Source organism: Mycolicibacterium smegmatis (genome assembly GCF_001457595.1).
Taxonomy (GTDB): Bacteria; Actinomycetota; Actinomycetes; order Mycobacteriales; family Mycobacteriaceae; genus Mycobacterium; species Mycobacterium smegmatis.
On record NZ_LN831039.1, the window covers coordinates 2,477,274 to 2,497,772 of the forward strand.

General features: G+C 69.0%; 21 protein-coding genes. 10 read left to right on the forward strand and 11 right to left on the reverse strand.

The window, feature by feature from the left end:
- Positions 1-170 precede the first annotated feature (170 nt).
- The 7 genes from yczE (at position 171) to AT701_RS11790 (ending at position 6,148) form a co-directional block, all read left to right on the forward strand.
- The gene (gene yczE, locus AT701_RS11760; RefSeq protein WP_003893694.1) at positions 171-866 is read left to right on the forward strand and encodes a membrane protein YczE; all 696 of its coding nucleotides are present in this window, start codon (positions 171-173) and stop codon (positions 864-866) included.
- On the forward strand, positions 821-1,669 hold the full coding sequence (locus tag AT701_RS11765; protein WP_011727371.1) for an ABC transporter ATP-binding protein: 849 nt from the start codon (positions 821-823) through the stop codon (positions 1,667-1,669). The genes yczE and AT701_RS11765 overlap by 46 nt, the downstream gene beginning before the upstream one ends.
- Positions 1,662-2,483 (forward strand): NUDIX hydrolase, encoded by an 822-nt coding sequence (locus AT701_RS11770; RefSeq protein ID WP_058125865.1) that lies wholly within the window; start codon positions 1,662-1,664, stop codon positions 2,481-2,483. The genes AT701_RS11765 and AT701_RS11770 overlap by 8 nt, the downstream gene beginning before the upstream one ends.
- Complete coding sequence (locus tag AT701_RS11775) at positions 2,480-3,187, forward strand: enoyl-CoA hydratase (RefSeq protein ID WP_003893697.1); 708 nt, start codon at positions 2,480-2,482, stop codon at positions 3,185-3,187. The genes AT701_RS11770 and AT701_RS11775 overlap by 4 nt, the downstream gene beginning before the upstream one ends.
- 34 nt (positions 3,188-3,221) lie before the next feature.
- A complete protein-coding gene (locus AT701_RS11780) occupies positions 3,222-4,202 on the forward strand; it encodes a class I SAM-dependent methyltransferase (RefSeq protein WP_011727373.1) in 981 nt (326 codons plus the stop codon).
- Positions 4,203-4,210: 8 nt separating this feature from the next.
- Positions 4,211-5,374: a THUMP-like domain-containing protein gene (locus tag AT701_RS11785; RefSeq protein WP_058125866.1), complete on the forward strand. Its 1,164-nt coding sequence runs from the start codon at positions 4,211-4,213 to the stop codon at positions 5,372-5,374.
- Between the two features lie 72 nt (positions 5,375-5,446).
- On the forward strand, positions 5,447-6,148 hold the full coding sequence (locus tag AT701_RS11790; RefSeq protein ID WP_058125867.1) for an esterase: 702 nt from the start codon (positions 5,447-5,449) through the stop codon (positions 6,146-6,148).
- A 31-nt stretch (positions 6,149-6,179) separates the two neighbouring features.
- Here AT701_RS11790 and AT701_RS11795 read toward each other — a convergent pair whose 3' ends face one another.
- Positions 6,180-7,724: an alanine/glycine:cation symporter family protein gene (locus AT701_RS11795; RefSeq protein WP_058125868.1), complete on the reverse strand. Its 1,545-nt coding sequence runs from the start codon at positions 7,722-7,724 to the stop codon at positions 6,180-6,182.
- Positions 7,725-7,841: 117 nt separating this feature from the next.
- The gene (locus AT701_RS11805; RefSeq protein ID WP_011727377.1) at positions 7,842-9,125 is read right to left on the reverse strand and encodes a BamB-related PQQ repeat family beta-propellar protein; all 1,284 of its coding nucleotides are present in this window, start codon (positions 9,123-9,125) and stop codon (positions 7,842-7,844) included.
- A 96-nt stretch (positions 9,126-9,221) separates the two neighbouring features.
- Between AT701_RS11805 and AT701_RS11810 the strand changes: the two genes are divergently transcribed.
- Complete coding sequence (locus tag AT701_RS11810) at positions 9,222-9,965, forward strand: acyltransferase (protein WP_003893704.1); 744 nt, start codon at positions 9,222-9,224, stop codon at positions 9,963-9,965.
- A gap of 11 nt (positions 9,966-9,976) precedes the next feature.
- Here the strand turns inward: AT701_RS11810 and AT701_RS11815 are convergent, their stop codons facing one another.
- Positions 9,977-10,594, reverse strand: a complete 618-nt coding sequence (locus AT701_RS11815; RefSeq protein WP_157892539.1) for a hypothetical protein — start codon at positions 10,592-10,594, stop codon at positions 9,977-9,979.
- 151 nt (positions 10,595-10,745) lie between these two features.
- Between AT701_RS11815 and fni the strand changes: the two genes are divergently transcribed.
- Both fni and AT701_RS11825 read left to right on the forward strand, forming a co-directional pair.
- The gene (fni, locus tag AT701_RS11820) at positions 10,746-11,789 is read left to right on the forward strand and encodes a type 2 isopentenyl-diphosphate Delta-isomerase (RefSeq protein ID WP_174519582.1); all 1,044 of its coding nucleotides are present in this window, start codon (positions 10,746-10,748) and stop codon (positions 11,787-11,789) included.
- A gap of 5 nt (positions 11,790-11,794) precedes the next feature.
- Positions 11,795-13,036 carry a glycosyltransferase gene (locus tag AT701_RS11825; protein ID WP_058125870.1) on the forward strand — a complete coding sequence of 414 codons (1,242 nt, stop codon included), beginning with the start codon at positions 11,795-11,797 and terminating at the stop codon, positions 13,034-13,036.
- Here the strand turns inward: AT701_RS11825 and AT701_RS11830 are convergent.
- From AT701_RS11830 to AT701_RS11865, 8 genes are all read right to left on the reverse strand, one after another.
- Complete coding sequence (locus tag AT701_RS11830; RefSeq protein WP_011728279.1) at positions 12,996-13,406, reverse strand: DUF2784 domain-containing protein; 411 nt, start codon at positions 13,404-13,406, stop codon at positions 12,996-12,998. The two genes, AT701_RS11825 and AT701_RS11830, sit on opposite strands and share 41 nt — an antisense overlap.
- Positions 13,407-13,413: 7 nt before the next feature.
- Positions 13,414-14,463 (reverse strand): Rieske (2Fe-2S) protein, encoded by a 1,050-nt coding sequence (locus tag AT701_RS11835; RefSeq protein ID WP_014877360.1) that lies wholly within the window; start codon positions 14,461-14,463, stop codon positions 13,414-13,416.
- On the reverse strand, positions 14,427-15,956 hold the full coding sequence (locus AT701_RS11840; RefSeq protein ID WP_058125871.1) for an FAD-dependent oxidoreductase: 1,530 nt from the start codon (positions 15,954-15,956) through the stop codon (positions 14,427-14,429). The genes AT701_RS11835 and AT701_RS11840 overlap by 37 nt, the downstream gene beginning before the upstream one ends.
- Entirely contained in the window at positions 15,953-16,300 is a 348-nt protein-coding gene (locus AT701_RS11845; RefSeq protein WP_003893711.1) for a lycopene cyclase domain-containing protein, read from the reverse strand. The genes AT701_RS11840 and AT701_RS11845 overlap by 4 nt, the downstream gene beginning before the upstream one ends.
- Positions 16,297-16,620, reverse strand: coding sequence for a lycopene cyclase domain-containing protein (locus AT701_RS11850; protein ID WP_058125872.1), 324 nt, complete (start codon positions 16,618-16,620; stop codon positions 16,297-16,299). The genes AT701_RS11845 and AT701_RS11850 overlap by 4 nt, the downstream gene beginning before the upstream one ends.
- A complete protein-coding gene (locus AT701_RS11855) occupies positions 16,617-17,564 on the reverse strand; it encodes a phytoene/squalene synthase family protein (protein WP_003893713.1) in 948 nt (315 codons plus the stop codon). The genes AT701_RS11850 and AT701_RS11855 overlap by 4 nt, the downstream gene beginning before the upstream one ends.
- On the reverse strand, positions 17,561-19,114 hold the full coding sequence (crtI, locus tag AT701_RS11860) for a phytoene desaturase family protein (protein WP_058125873.1): 1,554 nt from the start codon (positions 19,112-19,114) through the stop codon (positions 17,561-17,563). The genes AT701_RS11855 and crtI overlap by 4 nt, the downstream gene beginning before the upstream one ends.
- Positions 19,115-19,246: 132 nt before the next feature.
- Positions 19,247-20,488 (reverse strand): glycosyltransferase family 4 protein, encoded by a 1,242-nt coding sequence (locus tag AT701_RS11865; RefSeq protein WP_003893715.1) that lies wholly within the window; start codon positions 20,486-20,488, stop codon positions 19,247-19,249.
- Positions 20,489-20,499: the final 11 nt, after the last annotated feature.

Consider the following 20,499-nt stretch of genomic DNA (forward strand, 5'->3'; position numbering starts at 1 on the left):
CAAGCCAGATCTCAAGATCATGGGTACATGCGTAAGAATTGGCTTTCTCGACTGTCGGTCAAATATCGCCGCGCTTATCAACCGCACCCCCGCACGAGTGCCCGTGACGCGGATGCCCGCCGCGTGCACAGCGAACTCGACGCCATCCGCGCGCGATTCCCCGATCACGCGTGAGGACCGCGTTGACGCGCGGTGCGCTGCTTTCCGTCGGACTCGTCGGCTACGGCACGTCGATGGCCATGATGGTCCGCGCCGGCCTCGGCCTTGACCCGTGGGACGTCTTCCACCAGGGACTCACCCGCCACACCCCGATGACCATCGGTATGGCGTCGGCCGTGGTGGGCGTCGTGGTGCTGCTGGCCTGGATCCCGCTGCGCAACCGGCCCGGCATCGGCACCGTCGCCAACGTCATCGTGATCGCGGTGACCGTCGACGCGGTGCTCGCGATGCTGCCCGCACCGACGGCGATGCCGGTACGTATCGCGATGATGGTGGGCGCGGTGGTGCTCAACGCGATCAGCACCGTGCTCTACATCGGCGCCGGTCTCGGTCCCGGGCCGCGCGACGGCCTGATGACCGGCCTCGTGGCGCGTACCGGGCTGTCGGTGCGACTCGTCCGCACGTGCATCGAGGCCACCGTGCTGGCCGTCGGATGGCTCATGGGCGGGACCGTCGGTGTGGGAACGGTCCTGTACGCCTTCGGGATCGGCCCGCTGGTGCAGTTGTTCCTCAGACTCACCCCGCGCCGCATCCTGTTCCACGATTTCGGCGCGCCCGGGCGTAACCGGGCGAGCGGCGAGGACATCACTACGATGAGCGGGTGCCCACAACCGGAGAAGACGCAGCCGACAACCCAGACCTGCTGATCGACTTCGCCAGGGTCACCCTGAGGCGCGGGGGCAACACCCTCGTCGGGCCCATCACCTGGGCTGTCGAACTCGACGAGCGCTGGGTCGTCATCGGTCCCAACGGCGCAGGCAAGACCTCGCTGTTGCGCATCGCCGCGGCGACCGAACACCCGTCGTCGGGAACCGCCTACGTACTGGGGGAGCGGCTGGGCCGCACCGACATGGCCGAACTGCGTTCGCGCGTCGGCCTGAGCAGCTCGGCTCTGTCGCAACGGATTCCCGACGACGAGATCGTCCGCGACCTCGTCGTGTCGGCCGGGTACGCGGTGCTCGGGCGGTGGCGCGAGCAGTACGACGACGTCGACTACGAGCAGGCCGTGAACATGCTCGAAAGCGTCGGCGCCGAGCACCTCGCCGAACGCCGGTACGGCACCCTGTCGGAGGGCGAACGCAAACGCGTCCTGATCGCCCGGTCGCTCATGACCGACCCGGAACTCCTGCTGCTCGACGAGCCCGCGGCCGGGCTCGACCTCGGCGGCCGCGAGGACCTCGTGGCCCGTCTCACCGACCTCGCCGCCGACCCCGATGCACCGGCCATGGTGCTCGTGACGCACCATGTCGAGGAGATCCCGGTCGGGTTCAGCCACGGCTTGATCCTGTCCGAGGGCAAGGTGGTGGCCTCCGGCCTGCTCACCGACGTGCTGACGTCCGAGAACCTGTCCAAGGCATTCGGCCAGGCCATCGCCCTCGAGGTGATCGACGGACGGTACTTCGCGCGCCGGGTGAGGAGCCGGGCAGCGCACAGGAGGCGAAATGACTGACGACCCGCTCATCCCGCGGCCCGCCGCGACGGTGATGCTGATCCGCGACGTGCAACGCTGCGGACGCACGGATCTCGAGGTGTTCCTGATGCGCAGGCACGCCGCGATGGACTTCGTCGCCGGCGTGATGGTGTTCCCGGGCGGTGGCGTCGACGACCGTGACCGCAACGCCGACATCGCGTGGTACGGACCCGAGCCGTCATGGTGGGCCCAGCGCCTCGGCGTCGACGAAGGACTGGCCGAGGCGCTCGTGTGCGCCGCGGCGCGTGAGACGTTCGAGGAGTCCGGCGTGCTGTTCGCCGGCCCCCAGAACGGGTCCGGTGACCCCGGCATCATCGCCGACGCGTCGGTGTACGGCGACGCGCGCGCGGCCCTGGCCAACCACTCGCTGTCGTTCGCCGACTTCCTGCGCGACGAGAAGCTGGTGCTGCGGGCCGACCTGCTGCGGCCGTGGGCCAACTGGGTGACGCCCAAAGAGGAGCGCACACGGCGCTACGACACGTATTTCTTCGTCGCGGCCCTCCCGGAGGGCCAGCGCGCCGACGGCGAGAACACCGAGACCGACCGGGCGTTCTGGTGCACACCGAAAGCCGGGCTCGACGACTTCGAGGCGGGGAACACCTTCCTGCTGCCGCCGACCTGGACGCAACTGGACTCTCTCGACGGCCGCACGGTGGCCGAGGTACTGGCGGTCGAACGCAAGATCGTGACGATCGAGCCCAGCCTGTCGACCGAGGGCAACAACTGGGAGATCGAATACTTCGACAGCGGGCGCTACAACGCTGCACGCAAGCATCGGTCGCCCGGGCAATGAACGAGTTCATCAAGATCGTCCTCGGTTCCGCGCCCGAGCAGACGGGCGTGGCCACGCTGCTGTTGTCGCGGCCCCCGACGAACGCGCTGACCCGCCAGATGTACCGCGAGATCTCCATCGCCGCGAACGAGCTCGCCCAGCGCGCCGACGTGTCGTCGGTGATCGTCTACGGCGGCCACGAGATCTTCTGCGCGGGCGACGACATCCCCGAACTGCGCACCCTCGACGCCGAGGAGACCGCGGCGGCTGACCACGCGCTGCAGCGCTGCATCGAGGCCGTGGCCGCCATCCCCAAACCCACGGTCGCGGCCGTCACCGGGTACGCGCTCGGCAGCGGGATGAACCTGGCGCTGGCCGCGGACTGGCGGGTGAGCGGCGACAACGCCAAGTTCGGCGCCACCGAGATCCTGGCGGGGCTGGCACCGCGCGGCGGCGGCGGGGTACGCCTGGCGGACGCCATCGGGACCAGCAAGGCCAAGGAGCTCGTGTTCAGCGGCCGGTTCGTCGGCGCCGAGGAAGCGCTCGAGATCGGCCTGGTCGACGAGATGGTGGCACCCGACCACGTCTACGAGGCCGCGCTCGCGTGGGCCCGCCGGTTCTCCGACCATCCGGTCGACGTGCTGGCCGCCGCGAAAGCCTCCCTCAACGGGCCGGTCAACTGGCGGGGCCCCCGCCCGACCGATCGGATGGTGGACCGGCCCTGACCGGGACACCGGGGCGGCCATTAGGCTGCCCTGCATGACGGAAATCAGGGACGCCGCCGACCCGGCTCCGAACCCGCACGCCACGGCCGAAGAGGTCGAAGCCGCGATGCACGACAGCAAGCTGGCTCAGGTCCTCTACCACGACTGGGAGGCCGAGACCTACGACGAGAAGTGGTCGATCTCGTACGACCAGCGCTGCATCGACTACGCGCGCGGCCGGTTCGACGCCATCGTGCCCGAGGACGAGCAGCGCAAACTGCCGTACGACCGGGCCCTCGAGCTGGGCTGCGGCACCGGGTTCTTCCTGCTCAACCTCATCCAGTCCGGCGTGGCGCGTCGCGGTTCGGTCACCGACCTGTCGCCCGGCATGGTCAAGGTGGCCACCCGCAACGGCCAGTCGCTGGGCCTCGACATCGACGGCCGCGTCGCCGACGCCGAAGGAATCCCGTACGAGGACGACACGTTCGACCTGGTCGTCGGGCATGCCGTGCTGCACCACATCCCCGACGTCGAACTGTCGCTGCGCGAGGTCGTACGCATCCTCAAGCCGGGCGGACGGTTCGTGTTCGCCGGCGAACCCACCACGGTGGGCAACCGGTACGCCCGCGAGCTGTCGACCCTGACGTGGCACGCGACCACGAACCTGACCAAGCTGCCGTTCCTGAGCGGCTGGCGGCGGCCCCAGGAAGAGCTCGACGAGTCCTCACGCGCGGCCGCCCTCGAGGCCGTCGTCGACCTGCACACGTTCGATCCGGCGGACCTGGAGCGCATGGCCACCAACGCCGGTGCGGTCGAGGTGCGCACCGCCAGCGAGGAATTCACCGCCGCCATGCTGGGCTGGCCGGTCCGCACGTTCGAGGCCGCGGTGCCGCCGGGCCGTCTGGGCTGGGGCTGGGCCAAGTTCGCGTTCAACAGCTGGACCACGCTGAGCTGGGTGGACGCCAACGTCTGGCGCAAGGTCGTGCCGAAGGGCTGGTTCTACAACGTCATGGTCACGGGGGTCAAACCCTCCTGAGCCCTGGGGTGACCTTCACGGTCGACGACGTCGCGTATCTGCGCTCGGCGGCAGGCAGGCAGGCGCTCGACGAGGCCGGGAAACTGGCCCTGTCGGGCGCCCGTCTGGTCAACGACATCGCCGCGCTGCGAGCGGCTTTCGGTGACCGGGCGGCCGTGCTGGCCGAGACCGTGCAGTTGCGCCGCCGCGCCGCGGCCAAGTTCGCCGACCCGTCGGACTGGCTGTTCACCGACGAAGCGTTGCAGCAGGCCACCGCGGCGCCGGTCGCGGCACACCGGGCCGCGCGACTCGCGGGTGCGACGGTTCACGATGCCACCTGCTCGATCGGCGGTGAGCTTGTCGCGCTTCGTGATACGGCTGACCATGTGGTGGGCAGTGACCTGGATCCGGTGCGGGTGGCGATGGCCGCGGGCAACGTGCCCGACGTCGAGGTGTGCCGTGCCGACGCGCTGCGGCCCATCACGCGCGACGCCGTCGTGATCCTGGACCCCGCGCGGCGTGCGGGCGGCAGGCGGCGGTTCGACCCGCGTGCCTACACCCCGGCCCTCGACGCGGTGTTCGACGTGTACCGGGATCGCGACATGGTCGTGAAATGCGCTCCCGGAATCGATTTCGCCGAGATCGAACGCATGGGGTTCACCGGTGAGATCGAGGTGACCTCGGTGGGCGGGGGAGTGCGAGAGGCGTGCCTGTGGTCACCGGCGCTCGCCGGTGCCGGGGTGAGAAGGCGGGCCACCGTGCTGGACCGCGGCGAGCAGATCACCGACACCGAACCCGACGACTGCGCCGTCGCACCCGCCGGTCGGTGGATCGTCGACCCCGACGGGGCCGTCGTACGCGCAGGCCTGGTGCGCCACTACGCGGCCAGGCACGGGCTGTGGCAACTCGACCCCGACATCGCGTACCTCTCCGGTGACCGGTTGCCCGACGGGGTCCGCGGATTCGAGGTGCTCGAGGAGCTCGGCTACCACGAACGGCGTTTGCGGGCGGCACTTGCGGCACGGTCCGCCGGTGCGGTAGAGATACTGGTCCGCGGGGTCAATGTGGATCCCGACGTACTGCGAACGCGGTTACGGCTGCGCGGATCCGAGCAACTCACGGTGGTCATCACGCGGCTGGGGTCGGGATCGGCGAGCCGGGCGACGGCGTACATTTGCCGTCCCTCGCGATGACCCGCCAGTACGCTTGAATCGAAATGCCGGCGCGGTCGGCGTTTGGTTGATCGCCCGGGAGGACGACTGACGATGCGAATTTCCACTGTGGTGGGGGTGTTGGCGGCCGGCGTGCTGATCGGTGGCGTTGCCGCACCGTCGGCAGCCGCGCAGTCGACCTGTGCCGAGCTCGGCGGCACGGTCGACGCGGACCAGATCTGTCAGGTACACACGGCCAACGCGACCTACCGGCTGGATTACACGTTCTCGACCACCTACCCGGACCAGGAAGCCGTGGTCGGCTACCTGAGCCAGACCCGCGACGGGTTCGTCAACGTATCCGACATGCCCGGCTCACGTGATCAGCCGTATGTGCTGGACGCCCGGGGGTCCTCGTACTCCTCGGCGGTCGCCCCCGGCCTGCCTGCGCGCACCCAGAGCCTGGTGCTCGAGGTGTTCCAGGACGTCGGCGGCGCGCAACCCGAGACCTGGTACAAGTCCTTCAATTACGACGTGGTGAAGCGGGCGCCCATCACGTTCGACACGTTGTTCAAGCCCGGTTCCCGGCCGCTCGACGTGATTTTCCCGATCGTGGCGCGCGAACTGGAGACCCAGGCGGGAATCGTCCAGTCGATCTCGCAGTCCGCGGGCATGGACCCCACGCACTACCAGAACTTCGCGATCACCGACGATTCGGTGATCTTCTTCTTCGACCGCGGCGCGCTGGTGGCCGATTCGGCGGGTGCGCTTCAGGCCTCGGTGCCGCGGTCGGCGGTGGCGTCGCTCCTGGCGTGAGCTGAGAAGGACGCCACCGCCGATCAGCGGATCACGCGGACGTCGTGGTCCGTTCGTGCCTGCCCTTGGGGTCGTAGGTCTCCCAGAACGTCGCACCGACGATGTCGAGGCGCAGCGGGTTGAAGACCGGGTCGATGCCCGCCTTCTGCTGTTTCTCGTAGTCCTTGAGCGCCGCGAGTGCGGGCCGCTGCAGGATGATGATGCCGATGATGTTGAGCCAGGCCATCAATCCCACACCGATGTCGCCGAGAGTCCAGGCGTCGGTTGCGGTGGAGATCGCGCCGGTGACCACCGACACCAGGATCAGCGCCTGCAGCAGCATCGTGGCATTGGAACCGACGGTGCCCCGGACGATCGGAACCGGGATGGTCGCGCTCTTGCCCAGCAGGAAGCGCAGGTTCGTCTCGGCCATGTAGTAGTACGCGACGATCGTGGTGAACGCGAAGAACGCGAGCGACACCGCGACGAACGACGCACCGGCGCCGCTCCACAACGTGTCGAAACCGGCCTGTGCGAAGGCGGGCCCCACCGTGATATCCGACGGCAGCATGCCGCCCTCGGCCAGCACCGCACCCGTCTCGCTCTCACCTTCGTAGACGCGGTAGGCGCCCGTCGTGAGGATCAGGAAGCCCGTGGCCGAGCAGACGAACAGCGTGTCGATGTACACCGCGAACGCCTGCACCAGACCCTGCTTGGCGGGGTGGGTGACCTCGGCCGCGGCGGCGGCGTGCGGGCCCGTGCCCTGGCCGGCCTCGTTGGAGTAGATGCCGCGCTTGACGCCCCACATCACGGCCGAACCGATGATCGCGCCGAACGCCGAGTCCAGGCCGAACGCGCTCGCGAAGATCAGTCGCAACACCTCGGGCACCGCGCTGACGTTCACCACGACGATGATCAGCGCGAGGACGATGTAGACGACGGCCATGAACGGCACGACGATCGAGGCGAACGCCGCGATGCGCTTGACGCCGCCGATGATCACGAAGGCCAGCACGATCACGATGCCGACGCCCACCCACCAGGTGGAGAAGCCCCACGCTGAGTTCATCGCGGCGGCCATCGAGTTCGACTGCACGCTGGGCAGCAGCAGACCACACGCGAGCACCGTGACGGCCGCGAACAGCAGTCCGTACACCTTGAAGACACCGGCCGCGCGTGTGTGCTCGAGAGCGCGGCTCAGATAGTAGGCCGGACCGCCACGGTATTCACCGGTCAGCTGGTCACGGGCCTTGTAGATCTGGCCCAGCGTGCATTCCACGAACGACGTGGACGCGCCGAGGAATGCCACGGCCCACATCCAGAACATGGCGCCCGGGCCGCCGAACGCGATCGCGGTCGCGACCCCGGCGATGTTGCCGGTACCGACGCGGCCCGCCAGCGACATCGTCAGCGCCTGGAACGACGAGACCCCGGAAGGCGACTTCTCGCCTTTGACCATCAGCCGGATCATCTCCGGTACCTGCCGGATCTGCAGGAGCCTGGTGCGGATCGAGAAGTACACGCCCGCAGCCAGACACAGATAGACGAGCCAGCTACTCCATACGTAGCTGTTGATGAGGTCGAGAAACTCCGACACTGGTTATTGCCTTCCCCCAGAAATTCATTGATCTTGCACGGTTGCCGCGCCAAATCCTCACACGAAGCCCACCACTTTCTGTGGAGATTTCGTCAATTCCCTGTAAAACTTCCGGCATCATGCCGGTGAGAAGCCATACACTTGCCCGTCACTCGTCGCGGTGACCACGCGGCCGTCGTGGCCGATCGATACCCCGACCGGCCAGCCGGTGGCCTCGGGAAGCGGATGGGTCTGCAGCGTGCGGCCGTCACCGGTGTCGAAGACCAGCAGGGCCTGCCCGTGGCCGCCCTGCCGCGCCACGGCGTAGCCGACGTTTCCGGAACGACTCGACGTGGTCAGGGGAGCGACGTCGTCACGCGTCCACACGATCTCGCCGCGGTCACCCTCGTCGCGCACCGCGGTCAGCTTGGCGTCGGGACCGCCGCCCGCCACGATCAGACCGTCCGGCGCCACCGACGGCGGCGTCTGGGCGAGATAGTCGAGCGGCACGGACCATTTGACGGTCCCGTCCGCGGAGTTCAGCGCCCACAGTTGCTCGTCGCGCCCGCTGACGTAGACGGTCTGGCCGTCCGCGGACAGCACCGGGCTGGCCAGCGGGCCGCGGCCCGCGGCGTCACTGGTCCACGCCTGCGTCAGCAGCGGCTTCTGCCCGGGCCGGTAGTTCAGGCCGACCAGCACCGGGGCCTCGGCACCGGGCTGCCACAGGCTCAGCACCACGATGTTGGTCTGGCCGGAGAACGCGGGCGCCGCCGCGACGGGGCACCGTGACCGGGCCAGCGGGCAGTCGGCCAGACCGCGCTCGGAATCGGTCGGGTCCACGCCCGACACCAGATCGAGAGGTGTGCCCTCGACCGTGCCGCGGTGGGAGTCGAACACCAGCACCTGGCCGAGGTGCGTGACCACGAGGAGTTGCCCGTCGGCCAGCAGTCGCGGGGTGGTCGGCATCCCGATCACGGGCTTACGCCAGCGGATCCACTGCGTGGGAGGAAAGGACAGCATCGCGCCGGGCTGGCCCACATAGACGTTGTCGAAGCCATCGAACAGCGGGCCTGACCATCCGCCGCCCTGCACCAGACGCGTGCACCAGCGCTGGCGGCCGTTGTTGTCGGCCTCCCACACCATCAGCGAACACCCGCCCGCGCTCTGGGCGTTGACCGCGAGATAACCGGCCGAACCCAGGGCGACCTGGGCGCCTACCTCACCTTTGGCCGACCGGCTCCACTCCGCGCGCAGCGACTGGGCTCCGGGAGCACTTTTGTAGCTGCTGTTGGCGGCGTCGGCGTATTGCGCGGCCCAACCGGAGGCAGGGCTGGCCTGGACCCAGGAATCGGTGTTCTCACAACCGGCGAGAAGGCCCGTGAGCAGCGCAGCCACCATGAGCGCCAGGTATCGCCGGAACACGGTGTCCTTTCGTCGAGAGACCGGACAGATCGTTGAGTTGTGGACCACGTGAGGGTAACCCGAGCGCCCGGAAAGCCTCGCGTAGGCTTTCCGGCCATGACGACGATGTGGGGCGCACCGATTCACAAGCGGTGGCGGGGCTCGCGTCTGCGCGATCCGCGTCAAGCCGACTTCCTGACCATGGCGTCGCTGAAGTGGGTCATCGCCAACCGGGCGTTCACGCCCTGGTACCTGGTGCGGTACTGGCGGCTGCTCAAGTTCAAGCTGGCCAACCCGCACATCATCACCCGCGGCATGGTGTTCCTGGGCAAGGACGTGGAGATCCAGTGCACGCCCGAACTCGCGCAGATGGAGATCGGCCGCTGGGTGCACATCGGTGACAAGAACACCATCCGCTGCCACGAGGGCTCGCTGCGCATCGGCGACAAGGTGGTGCTGGGCCGCGACAACGTCATCAACACCTACCTCGACATCGAGCTCGGTGACTCGGTGCTCATGGCCGACTGGTGCTACGTCTGCGACTTCGACCACAAGATGGACGACATCAACGTCCCCATCAAGGATCAGGGCATCATCAAGGGCCCGGTGCGTATCGGGCCCGACACCTGGATCGCCGCCAAGGTCACCATTCTGCGCAACACCCTGATCGGCCGCGGTTGCGTGCTCGGCGCCCACGCCGTGGTCAAGGGGGACATCCCGGACCACTCGATCGCGGTCGGCGCACCCGCCAAGGTGGTCAAGAACCGCAAGCTGGCGTGGGAGACGTCGGCGGCCGAGCGCGCCGAACTCGCCGCTGCACTCGCCGACATCGAGCGCAAGAAGGCCGCGAGCAACAAGTAGTTCCCGGGCGCTCAGGCGCCGTTGCACACCCCGGATTCGCGGATCACGTTGCCGTAGACGTTCGCGGTCGCGATGTTGGCGTTGATGACCCCGGACGGCATGCGCTGCTTCATCTTCACGCTGATCTGCGTGAGCTGATACCACAGGTGATGGAACGAGTCGCCGTGGAACAGCGGCGAATACTGGCTCTGGTCCGGGTAGTTCGTGACGTAGAGGGTCTGGGCGCGCGGGTCGAGGAAGGCCGCGGACCGGTCGACGTTGGCGCGGACGGCATCGCCGGCGGCCTGCACGCCGGGATGTGACCAGTGGTCGCCGTTGTCGTCGAGGAAGCGCTGGAACCGCACGATCTGGTCGAACAACGTGCCGTACTGCGCGTTGAACCACTGACAGGCCTCACGCTGAGCGTCGATCTGCTGAGGCGTGACCCGGATCTGCCACAGGTTGTACGGGAACACCGTGTAGTCGGGCGCCCAGTTCGACGGATGGGGTTCGAACGCGGCCAGCGCGGGCCAGGCCTGCTCGGGTTCGGCCGGCGTCGGTGCCGCAGTCGCGAGCGCCAACGCGGCGCCGGTCGCCAGCGCCGCACACCCGGTGCGGAGTCTTCTGCGTTTCAGGCGTTGCGAGGCCACCCCTCGATTTTTGCGACCGTGTCGCGTCCGCGGACGCAGAATCTCGAGAATGCGGTGATTTCGCCGCGAGACGGGTATAGGGGTTTCGTCCGGCCCGGACACACCCGCTGCTTCACGAGAGGGAATCCATGACCGCATCGCGAGTGTGCGCGTGACGGGTGACCGGGACGCGGTGGCACGCAAGCGGCGCCACATCGACGTGTGCCTCAACGAGGCCGTCGACCACCAGAGCGTGTCGACCGGGCTCGAGCGCTACCGGCTGCCGTACCACGCGCTCACCCAGACCAACCTGACCGAGATCGATCTGACCACGAATTTTCTCGGCAAGCCGCTTCGTGCCCCGGTGCTGATCGGCGCCATGACCGGTGGTGCCGAGCTGTCCGGAACCATCAACCGCAATCTCGCCGCGGCCGCCCAGAAACTCGGCGTCGGGATGATGCTCGGTTCGCAACGGATCATGCTGCGCAGCGGTGAGCAGGCCGCGCACCGCTCCGAGAGCTTCGCAGTGCGTGACGTCGCCCCGGATGTGTTGCTGGTGGGCAACATCGGGCTGTCGCAGCTGACCCACGACAACGCGCCGTTGATCACCGACGCACTGCGGCGTGTGGGTGCCGACGCACTTGCGGTGCACACGAACCCCCTGCAGGAGGCGATCCAGGCCAACGGAGACACCGATTTCGCGGGATCACGTGAACGGCTCCTCGAAATCGGTCCATCCATCGGCTGCCCGCTGCTGCTCAAGGAGGTGGGCCACGGCATCGGCGCCGCGGCCGTCGCCGAGCTCACCGGCGGCCGCGACGATGTGCCGGTCGCGGCCATCGACGTCGCAGGTGCGGGCGGCACCTCGTGGTCACGCGTCGAGCAGTTCGTCCGCTACGGCACGGTGCGGTACCCGGATCTCGCGGACTGGGGCGTCCCGACCGCACGTGCCATCATCGAAGTGCGACAGGCGCTTCCGCGTATCCCGCTGGTCGCCTCGGGCGGCATCCGCACCGGTATGGACGCGGCAAAGGCAATTGCGCTGGGCGCCGACGTGGTCGCCATCGCGCGACCGCTGCTGGCGGCCGCGATCGATTCGGCTGCGGCCGTGGCCGACTGGCTGCAGGGGTTCATCGACGAACTCCGCATCTGCCTGCACGGCAGCGGCGCACCGGATCTCGCGGCCATGCACGCCATCCGGCTGGTCGACCGGTAACGGCCGTGGCGACGATCCTCGCGTACACCTCGCCCGCCCTGGGTCACGTCTATCCGCTCGCGGCCCTGCTGACCGAACTGGCCTGCCGCGGACACGAGATCCACCTGCGCACCATGGCCCGCGAGGTGGAGGCCATGCGCGCCGCCGGCTTCCGGGCAGATGCCGTGGCACCCGAGATCGAGGCGATCCGCGGCGACGACCGATCCACGTCCGACGCACTGGAAGTGCTCGCGATGTCCCTCGACGTGTTGTGCAGCAGGGCCGCTTCGGAGGTCGACGACATCCGCGACGCGATCGCCCGGTCACGGCCCGACCTGGTGATCGTCGACGCGAACTGCTGGGGTGCCATGGCCGCGGCCGAGGCCGAAGGGCTGCCATGGGTGGTGTTCTCACCGTTCACGCCGTACCTGCGATCACGTGGGGTACCGCCGTTCGGGCCGGGACTGCGACCGTGGCCGGGCCTGCCCGGACGGGCACGTGACGCGCTCATGCGCCGCGTCACCGGACGCATGTTCGACGACCCGGTGTTGCGGCGCATGAATCCGCTGCGCGCTGAAGCCGGTGTGCCAGAAGTGGATTCGGTGGACGCCATGATGCGCCGCGCGCCGCTGACACTCGGGGTGGGCGGACGTCCGTTCGAATACCCGCATCCCGATTGGGGGGATTCGGTACACCAGCTCGGCGCATGCGTGTTCGAACCGGGACCGGTCGCCGAACCGCCCTGGCTCGCCGAGATCGACCGGCCCGTCGTGCTGGTCAACACATCTTCGATCGCGCAGGCCGATACGATCCTGGCGCACACCGCGCTTGCGGCCTTCGCCGACGAACCGGTCCACGTCGTCGCGACGTTCCCCGCCGGTGTCCCGGACGGTCTGCCGCGGCCGGCCAACGCGACCATCGGTGAGTACATCCCGCACGGTGTGGTGCTGGACCGCACGGTGTGCGTGGTCACCCACGGCGGAATGGGGACCACGCTCAAGGCGCTGGACCGGGGTATCCCGGTGTGCGTGGTGCCGTTCGCGCGGGACCAGGCCGAGGTGGCCCGTCGGGTACAGATGGCGCGGTGCGGAACACGCCTGCCCGCCAAGCATCTCAGCGCCGCGCGTCTGCGCCGGAAGGTGCGTCAGGCCATGGCGATGAGCGATGGCGCGCGACGTGTCGCCGCGGGGTTCGCCGCCACCGGCGGTGTGGTGCGCGGCGCCGATCTCATCGAGCAGCAGGTGTTTTCATCCGAGATGCGGATGTGAGTGCACTCGTGATGCGACGGCGCCTGGCGAACAGCAGCACCCAGGAGAGCGCGGCCGCGGTGAACGCGGCGGCCTGTGCGGCACCGGTGCGGTTGGCCGGGTAGAGCACACCGTCGGCGTAGTGGTCGATGAAATCGTCCGCGGGCAGCGGCTTGAGCCCGGCCCGCACGCGTGCCCACTGCTCCAGGTGTGTGAGCGGGCAGCGCAGCCGTAGCGCGACGACGAAAGCGCCCCAGATCACCGTCGGCACATGGAACGCCAGGGTGCGGGGCCAGCGCAGCGCGAGGAATCCGCCGCTCGGCAGATACAACAGGTAACCGAAGTGTGCACCGACCGTGATCGCCACGAGCGCGGTGTACGCCTTCTTCATGCACCGATTATGGGCCCTGTCCGGTGGTGCGGCGGTGATCTCGCTGGTGATGCCGAATCTGATACCGCCGCTCCGCGTACACCAGGTCGTCACGCCACAAGCGGTTCGCGGCATGCCGCATCAGCGGCGTGATCAAGGCCGCGGCGCGTCGAGCGTGACGGAAACCGGCCCGATCCGATTGCGCGACGACGGCTTCCACCACGGCGGTGCGGGGGCGTCCGTCTGTGCCGGGTCCGAGCGGCGTGGCGTGCGTCTCGACGATGCTCCCGGCGCCTTCGCCGTCGACGATCCGCATCACGATGGTGCGGGCACTCGGACACGTGAACTCGGCGACCACCGGCACACCCAGCCGACCGAGGCGGAACGTCACCGACAGCAGGAACCGGTCGTCCTCCTCGGTCGGGGTGCTCAGCACCTCCAGGCGGGTGAACGAGTACGGGTGGAACCAGTTGCCGTGCCACGGGTCGAGTCGGTTGGCGATGATGTCACTCGGTTCGCACACACCCACCAGACGGGTGAGGGCATGCAACGTCTCGCCCGCCGGACGGGTCGGCACCACCGGGACAGTCAGGGGGTCCTCTCCGCCGAGTTCGTCGAGGCGCACCCACGCCAGCACGCCGTCGTCGTGGCTCGGCAACGGTGCCCAACCGAATTCGCAGGTTTTCCCGGTGAGCGGCAGGCCGTGCCACCGGCAGATCAGCGAACCGTCGTCGACCACCCCGGTGGCCAGATCGGCACCCAGGTGCGGACAGCTGCGCGGCCCCACCCGCAGGTGGCCTTGCCGGTCGCGCCACGCGACGACCTCGATCCCGCCGATCGTCGTGCCGAAGGGGCGGTCGGCGCGGATCTCGCGGTTGGCGCCGAGCACGTACCAGTTGCCCGTCGGGCGACGTTGCGAGCGGCGCAGGGCCGCCTCGATGATCGCGGGTTTGGCCTCGCCGTAGGTGGGCCGTTGCTCGGACCAGCGCGGTGATGAAATGAGTTGCAACGGCCAGTCCTTGGGCCACCGATCACCGATCTTCAACTCGCCCTCCGCTCTTCGCGCGTGGCCAGCCATCTCAGCGGCGCGAACCGGCCTGCGGTCGGGACGGACCTCAGCGCGTGGCCGGCCACACCCCACCGGTTGAGCAGCACGTTGGCCGCGGCCCAGCCGGTGGTGGCCGCGCGTTCCATCAGCGCCGCGGGCAGATCGAGGCGGATGCCGTCGCCAGCGAGAACGAGCCCCGGTACGCCCGTGACGACGCCAGGACGGTCGGCATGGGAGCCCGGTGCGAACAGCGGGCAGTCGTCGCGCACCAGGACACGTTCGAAAACCGGTTCGGCCGTTGCTGTCTCGGGGTAGAGCCGGTGCAGCTGCGCGAGCGCTCCGGGGCCGCTCTCGGCGGTGTCCAGGGCGTAGGCATGCAACTCCACCACGGATCCACCGTTGTCCCTTGCCCATTGGGCGCTCTGGCGCTCGTAGCGCTCGAGCACGCTGATGTTGTCCAGCGGTTTGTGCCCTGCCGTTCCCATGAACGCCGGACGGTCCGCCGTGACGGGACGGTCGAGCCACAACCTGTGCACGGCGAACGGTGGTGCGGTGCGCAGACCCTGGACCCGCGCCCGCCAGCGGTCGTCGCCGAGACCGGGCGAGGACGCGACGATCCGCTGCAGTCCGGCGATGTCCGCCGCGAGCACCACGGCGTCCGCGTCGAGGCGTTCACCGGAATCGGTGTGCACCGCGAACGCGTCGGGCGATGTCGTGACGGGGTCGATGCGGGTGACGGATGCCCCGAGGTGGAAACGCACGCCGTGCTCGTGCAGATACCGTCGCAGCGGTTCCCACAGCGCGGTGTCGTAGTTGGAAGTGGGCACATCGAACACGAGTCCCTCGCTGGATCCGAGGAAGTAGATGTGGAACATCGTGGCCAGCTCGGCCGCCGACAGGTTCGACGGGTCGGCGAAGAAGCTGCGCGAGAACACCTCGAACGCCAGATGCCGTGCGGCCGGGGGGAAGTTGATGTCCTTGAGGAACGTCTCGGCATCGATGTGGTCGAGGCGGTCGTAGATTCCCGGCACCGAGACCGCGGCGAGCGGTGCGGCCGCCTTGGCGTCGAGCCGCATGAGGTCACGCAGCCGGAACGTGGGGCTGCGCAACGCGAACCACAGCGCGTTCCACGGCGGGGTGTGCGGTAGCCGGCGGAAACTCTCACGGCGGCCTTCGCCGTCGATGAGGGGGTAGTCCTCGACCGGGGTCAGCATGCGCAACTGCGGGTCGACGCGCGCCAACAGCGCGCGCAGGTTGTAGTACTGCCGGAAGAACGCGTGGAAACCGCGGTTCATCGCGTACTCGGCGCCGTCGTGCTGCTCGGACCAGCCGCCGACGCGTCCGCCCAGATAGTTTTCGCGTTCGATGACGGTCACCTCGACGCCGCGCTCGGCCATGCCGGTGGCCGCGGCGAGCCCGGCGATACCCGCACCGACGACCACGACCCGCGGACGCCTCGGCAGTTTGCCGGCGTGGGGGAGCCCGCGGGGTGCCGTGTGAGTGCGCTGCAGTCGGTCGGTCATCGCGACACCTCCTCGCGCTCGGGCACGTGCCCGCGTTCGGTGGGCACGCGCCGCCGTTCCCACAGCAGCAGCACGGCGGTGATCATCGCGAAGCCGAACAGGAAATCCTCGATGGGCGTATCGAAGAACACGCGCACACCGCTGGTGTGCTGCTCGTCGTAGATGACGATCGGTGCGGAGAGTTTGGTCAGCCAGCCGTCCACCGGAATCTGGAAGCCCAGCACGATCAGCATCGACAACCAGTAGGCCGGTCGCCGGAACAACCCTGTGCGCAAGAGCAATTCGAGCCCGCACACCGCGATCACGGCCAGGACCGCGGGCAGGGTGTATCCCAGACCGGTCATCTGCGCCTCACCCGTTCCAGGATGGTGCTCACCGCGTTGTAGGTCAGCAGCGCGCACAACGGGATCACGAGGAAGAACAGCACCTCCTCGATCGGCACGTCGAACGGGATGGTCAGCCCGGTGATGTAGTCCGGGTTGTAACCCCACACGTCGAACGCCACCGCGATCTCGTCCCACAGCAGGAACACCGCGGCGACCGGTAACACGGCCTGTAACACGCGTCGCGGTTGCCGGTACACGCCGTCACCGAGGCACTCCAACGGAGCCGTGATCGCCACGCACGCCGCGAGAACCAGGAGGTACTGCCAGTTCTCGCTCATGCGGCTCCCGGTACGGCGGCAGCGTGTGAGCGGGCACGCCACGCGTGGATCAGGCCCGCGCCGGCCACCTGGATGCGGCGGCGGGTGCCCACGGTGGCGCGGCGACGGAAGATCGCGAAGTCGCTTTCCTCGATGCAGTCGAGGATCTCGGAGTACAGCTGCATGGCGGTGGCCACGCATGGGCGGGACCGGGGTGCCAGCATCGCGATGCCCTCGGCTGCGTATCTGTAGGTCCGGCGGGCGATCTCGTGCTGGGCCTGAAGTGCCTTGCGGACGCGTGAATCGGTGTGCTGGTTGTGGTGGCACCACATCAACAGGTCGCGGTCGACACCGTGGACCGCGAGTTCGTCGGCGGGCAGGTACACGCGGTCGCGCAGCAGGTCCTCGTCTACGTCGCGCAGGAAGTTGGTGAGCTGGAATGCCCGGCCGAGCGCCGCGGCGTGCGGCGCGGCTTCCTCGGGTGCGGTGACGGTGCCGAGGATCGGCAGCAATTGCAGCCCGATGGCCTCGGCCGAGCCCCGCATGTACTCCTCGAGCGCGGCGCGGTCGGCGTAGTCCGTCACGGACAGATCCATGCGCATCGACCGCAGGAAATCCTCGAACAGTTCGGCGGCGATGCCATAGCGCGCCACGGTGTGGCCGACCGCGGTCAGCACCGGATCACCGGGATGCTCTGCGCGGGCGAAGAACTGGTCGGCGAGCAACTGCAACTGCCGGGCCCGTGCCGCGGTGTCCAGGGTCGGATCGAACTCGTCGAGAATGTCGTCGGCGTAGCGCGCGAACCCGTACAGCGCGTGCACCGCGGGGCGTTGGTCCGGTGCCAGCAGGCGGGTGGCGAGGAAGAACGTGCGCCCGTGCGCGGCGTTGATCTCGCGGCAGCGGCGGTACGCCTCACGCAACATCGGGTCGTCGATGCCTGCTGCGGCGAATTCGTTGCGGATCATGGCATTCGTGCTTTCCGGTCGGCGGTGGCTGCGGTGACGGAGTTGAGGTCGTGGTGGGTGCGGGTGCGCCGCACGGTGCCGGTGACCCGGTCGGCGGCCAGGCGGCCGGACAGCAGTGCGGTCGGCACGCCGACGCCGGGAACCGTCGAGGATCCGGCCAGCACGGCGTTGGCGACGCCGCGCACCGTGTTGCCCGGGCGGAACGGTCCGGTCTGGCTGAACGTGTGCGCCAACGCGAAGGGTGTGCCCGCCACCATGCCCTGGCGCGCCCAGTCGGCGGGCGTGACGACCTGCAGCACGTGGGCGTCGTCGCGCAACTCCGGCAGCATCCGCTCGGCCACGGTGTCGACGACCCTCTGGGCGTACGCGGGGCCTTCGGTTTCCCAGTCGATCGCGGTGGACGACAGGTTGGGCGTGGGCGCGAGCAGGTAGAGCAGATCGCGGCCCGCCGGGGCGAGCGCGGGATCGCCCGCGGTGGGGCGGGTGACCAGCAGCGACGGATCGCGCATCAGGCGGCCGTCGTCGATGATGTCGGTGAAGGTGTCGTGCCACGCGTCGCCGAACAGGATGTTGTGGTGTGCGACGGGCCGGTCGATCCGGCGGCAGCCGACATGGACGACGACAGCCGACGGTGAGGCGCGCCAGGGCCGAGGGCGCCGGGGCGTGCGGCCCAGCAGTTCGTAGGTGCGGGGTAGTTCGGTGGTCAGCACCACCGCGTCGCACGGGATGCGTTCGCCGGTGTCGGTGTGCACCGCGGTGACGCGGTCTGCCGAGCGTTCGAGGCAGTTGACGGTGGCGCCGTAGTGGAATCGCACCCCGGCGTCGGCGCCCGCGGCGGCCAGCGCGTCGGGAACCGCGCGCACGCCACCCTTCGGGAAGAAGACCCCGGAGATGGTGTCCATGTAGGCGATCACCGCGTAGGCCGCCAGGGCGCGTTGCGGGGAGACACCGGCGTAGAGCGACTGGAACGTGAAGACGCGCTGCAGCCGGGGGTCGCGTAGGTGGCGTCTGACCATGTGGTCCCACTTGCCGAACCCGCCGATCGCCGCGAGTTGCGCGAGCTGGGGCGTCAGCAGCGAAAGCGGTGAGTCGAAGTTGGCGCCGATGAAGCCGTCGATCTCGATGCGGTACAGCCGGGTCAGCCAATCGCGCAGCCTCCGGTAGCCCGCGGCCTCGCTCGGCCCCGCGAGATCCGCGATCGCCGCGGCCATGCGGTCGGCGTCGCTGTGGACCTCCAGCGCACTGCCGTCGGCGAACTGTGCGCGGTATGCCGGGTCGACCGGGAGCAACTGCAGGCGGTCGCCCACCGACTCGCCGACCGCGGCAAACACGTCGTCGAGGATGTCCGGCATCGTCAGCACGGTTGGCCCGGTGTCGATCCGGTAACCGCCGGTATCGATGCGGCCTGCCCGCCCGCCCGGCCAGGGTTCGCGCTCGACGACGGTGACGCGGCGGCCGCGTCCGGCGAGGTGAAGCGCCGCGGACAGGCCCGACAGACCGGCGCCCACCACCACGACGTGGTCGGTCGGTCCCGGGATCGCGCGGCTCATCGGGCCGCCCGGCAAAGCACGAAAGCGCCGGCGGACACCGCCGGCGAGGTCGGTATCTCGCTCACATACGCCCCTTCCGGGCTTGGCATGCTCGCGAGATACCCGCAGGCGGCGGGCTACAAACGTCCGGTCTTACCGGTCGGGCAGCGCGTGTTCGACGATCGGGCGCCGGGGCAGCGGTTCACGTTCGCGACGCTTGGCCGCGAGATACACCTGCGCGGTCTCGTCGGCCACGGTGTGCCAGTCGAAATCGGAGGTGAGGCGTTCGCGTGCGGCGACCGCGCGGCGCTGCGCGGCGTCGGGGTCGTCGAGGACGGCGCGGACCGCGGCCGCCAGGCCCGCCACATCGCGCGGCGCGAACGACATTCCGGTCTCGCCGTCGATCACGGCCTCGCCGAGACCGCCCGCGGTGGACGTCACCAGCGGCGTGCCGGTCGCGGCGGCTTCCAGTGCCACGATGCCGAACGGTTCGTAGTGGCTGGGCAGCACCGCGGCGTCCGCGGCCTGGAGTGCCTCCACGAGTCCGTCGTGATCGAGACGGCCGACGAAACGGGTTGCCTTGAGCACCTTGTGCTTTCGTGCCTGCTCGACGAGCCAGTCCTGTTGCGTGCCGTCGCCGGCGATGGTCAGCGTCGTACCGGGATGCGCACGGCGGATGCGCGGCAGCGCCGCGATCGCGTCCTGGATGCCCTTCTCGTACTCCAGCCGGCCGACGTAGAGCAACCGGGGCGGACCCGTGCGGGGACACCTGCGCGCGAACGGCCACAACTGTGCGTCGATCCCGTTGCGGATCACCCGGATCTCCGACAGTCCCGGGCCGAACAGTTCGGTGATCTCGTCGCTCATCGAGGTCGAACACGTGATCAGCGAGTCCGATTCGCGCACCAGCCAGGATTCGATCGCGTGCACCTGGCGGCTGATCGGCCCCGACACCCAGCCCGAGTGCCTGCCGGCCTCGGTGGCGTGGATCGTGGAAACCAGTGGCACATCGAAGAATTCGGCGAGCGCGATGGCGGGATGGGCCACCAGCCAGTCGTGCGCGTGCACCAGATCGGGCACCCACGGATTGCCCGCGGAATCCCGCACCTTCAAACCGGTGCGGATCATGGCGTGGCCCATCGCCAGTGTCCACGCCATCATGTCGGTGCCGAACTCGAACTCGTGGGGATCTTGGGCGGCCGCGACGACGCGCACGCCTTCACGCACCTCGTCGGTCGACGGGTGCGTACTGGGATCGGTGCCCGACGGCTGACGGCTGAGCACCACGATCTCGTGGCCCGCGGCGGCGAGCGCCGTGGCCAGGTGGTGCACATGGCGGCCGAGCCCGCCGACCACCACGGGCGGGTATTCCCACGACACCATCAGGATTTTCACGGCTGAGCGCT

Coding starts and splice junctions, on each gene's coding strand:
- AT701_RS11770 (WP_058125865.1), top strand. CDS start 1,662: ATGACTGACGACCCGCTCATCCCGCGGCCCGCCGCGACGGTGATGCTG.
- AT701_RS11775 (WP_003893697.1), top strand. CDS start 2,480: ATGAACGAGTTCATCAAGATCGTCCTCGGTTCCGCGCCCGAGCAGACG.
- AT701_RS11780 (WP_011727373.1), top strand. CDS start 3,222: ATGACGGAAATCAGGGACGCCGCCGACCCGGCTCCGAACCCGCACGCC.
- AT701_RS11790 (WP_058125867.1), top strand. CDS start 5,447: ATGCGAATTTCCACTGTGGTGGGGGTGTTGGCGGCCGGCGTGCTGATC.
- AT701_RS11810 (WP_003893704.1), top strand. CDS start 9,222: ATGACGACGATGTGGGGCGCACCGATTCACAAGCGGTGGCGGGGCTCG.
- AT701_RS11830 (WP_011728279.1), bottom strand. CDS start 13,406: ATGAAGAAGGCGTACACCGCGCTCGTGGCGATCACGGTCGGTGCACAC.
- AT701_RS11835 (WP_014877360.1), bottom strand. CDS start 14,463: ATGGCTGGCCACGCGCGAAGAGCGGAGGGCGAGTTGAAGATCGGTGAT.
- AT701_RS11840 (WP_058125871.1), bottom strand. CDS start 15,956: ATGACCGACCGACTGCAGCGCACTCACACGGCACCCCGCGGGCTCCCC.
- AT701_RS11845 (WP_003893711.1), bottom strand. CDS start 16,300: ATGACCGGTCTGGGATACACCCTGCCCGCGGTCCTGGCCGTGATCGCG.
- AT701_RS11850 (WP_058125872.1), bottom strand. CDS start 16,620: ATGAGCGAGAACTGGCAGTACCTCCTGGTTCTCGCGGCGTGCGTGGCG.
- AT701_RS11855 (WP_003893713.1), bottom strand. CDS start 17,564: ATGATCCGCAACGAATTCGCCGCAGCAGGCATCGACGACCCGATGTTG.
- crtI (WP_058125873.1), bottom strand. CDS start 19,114: ATGAGCCGCGCGATCCCGGGACCGACCGACCACGTCGTGGTGGTGGGC.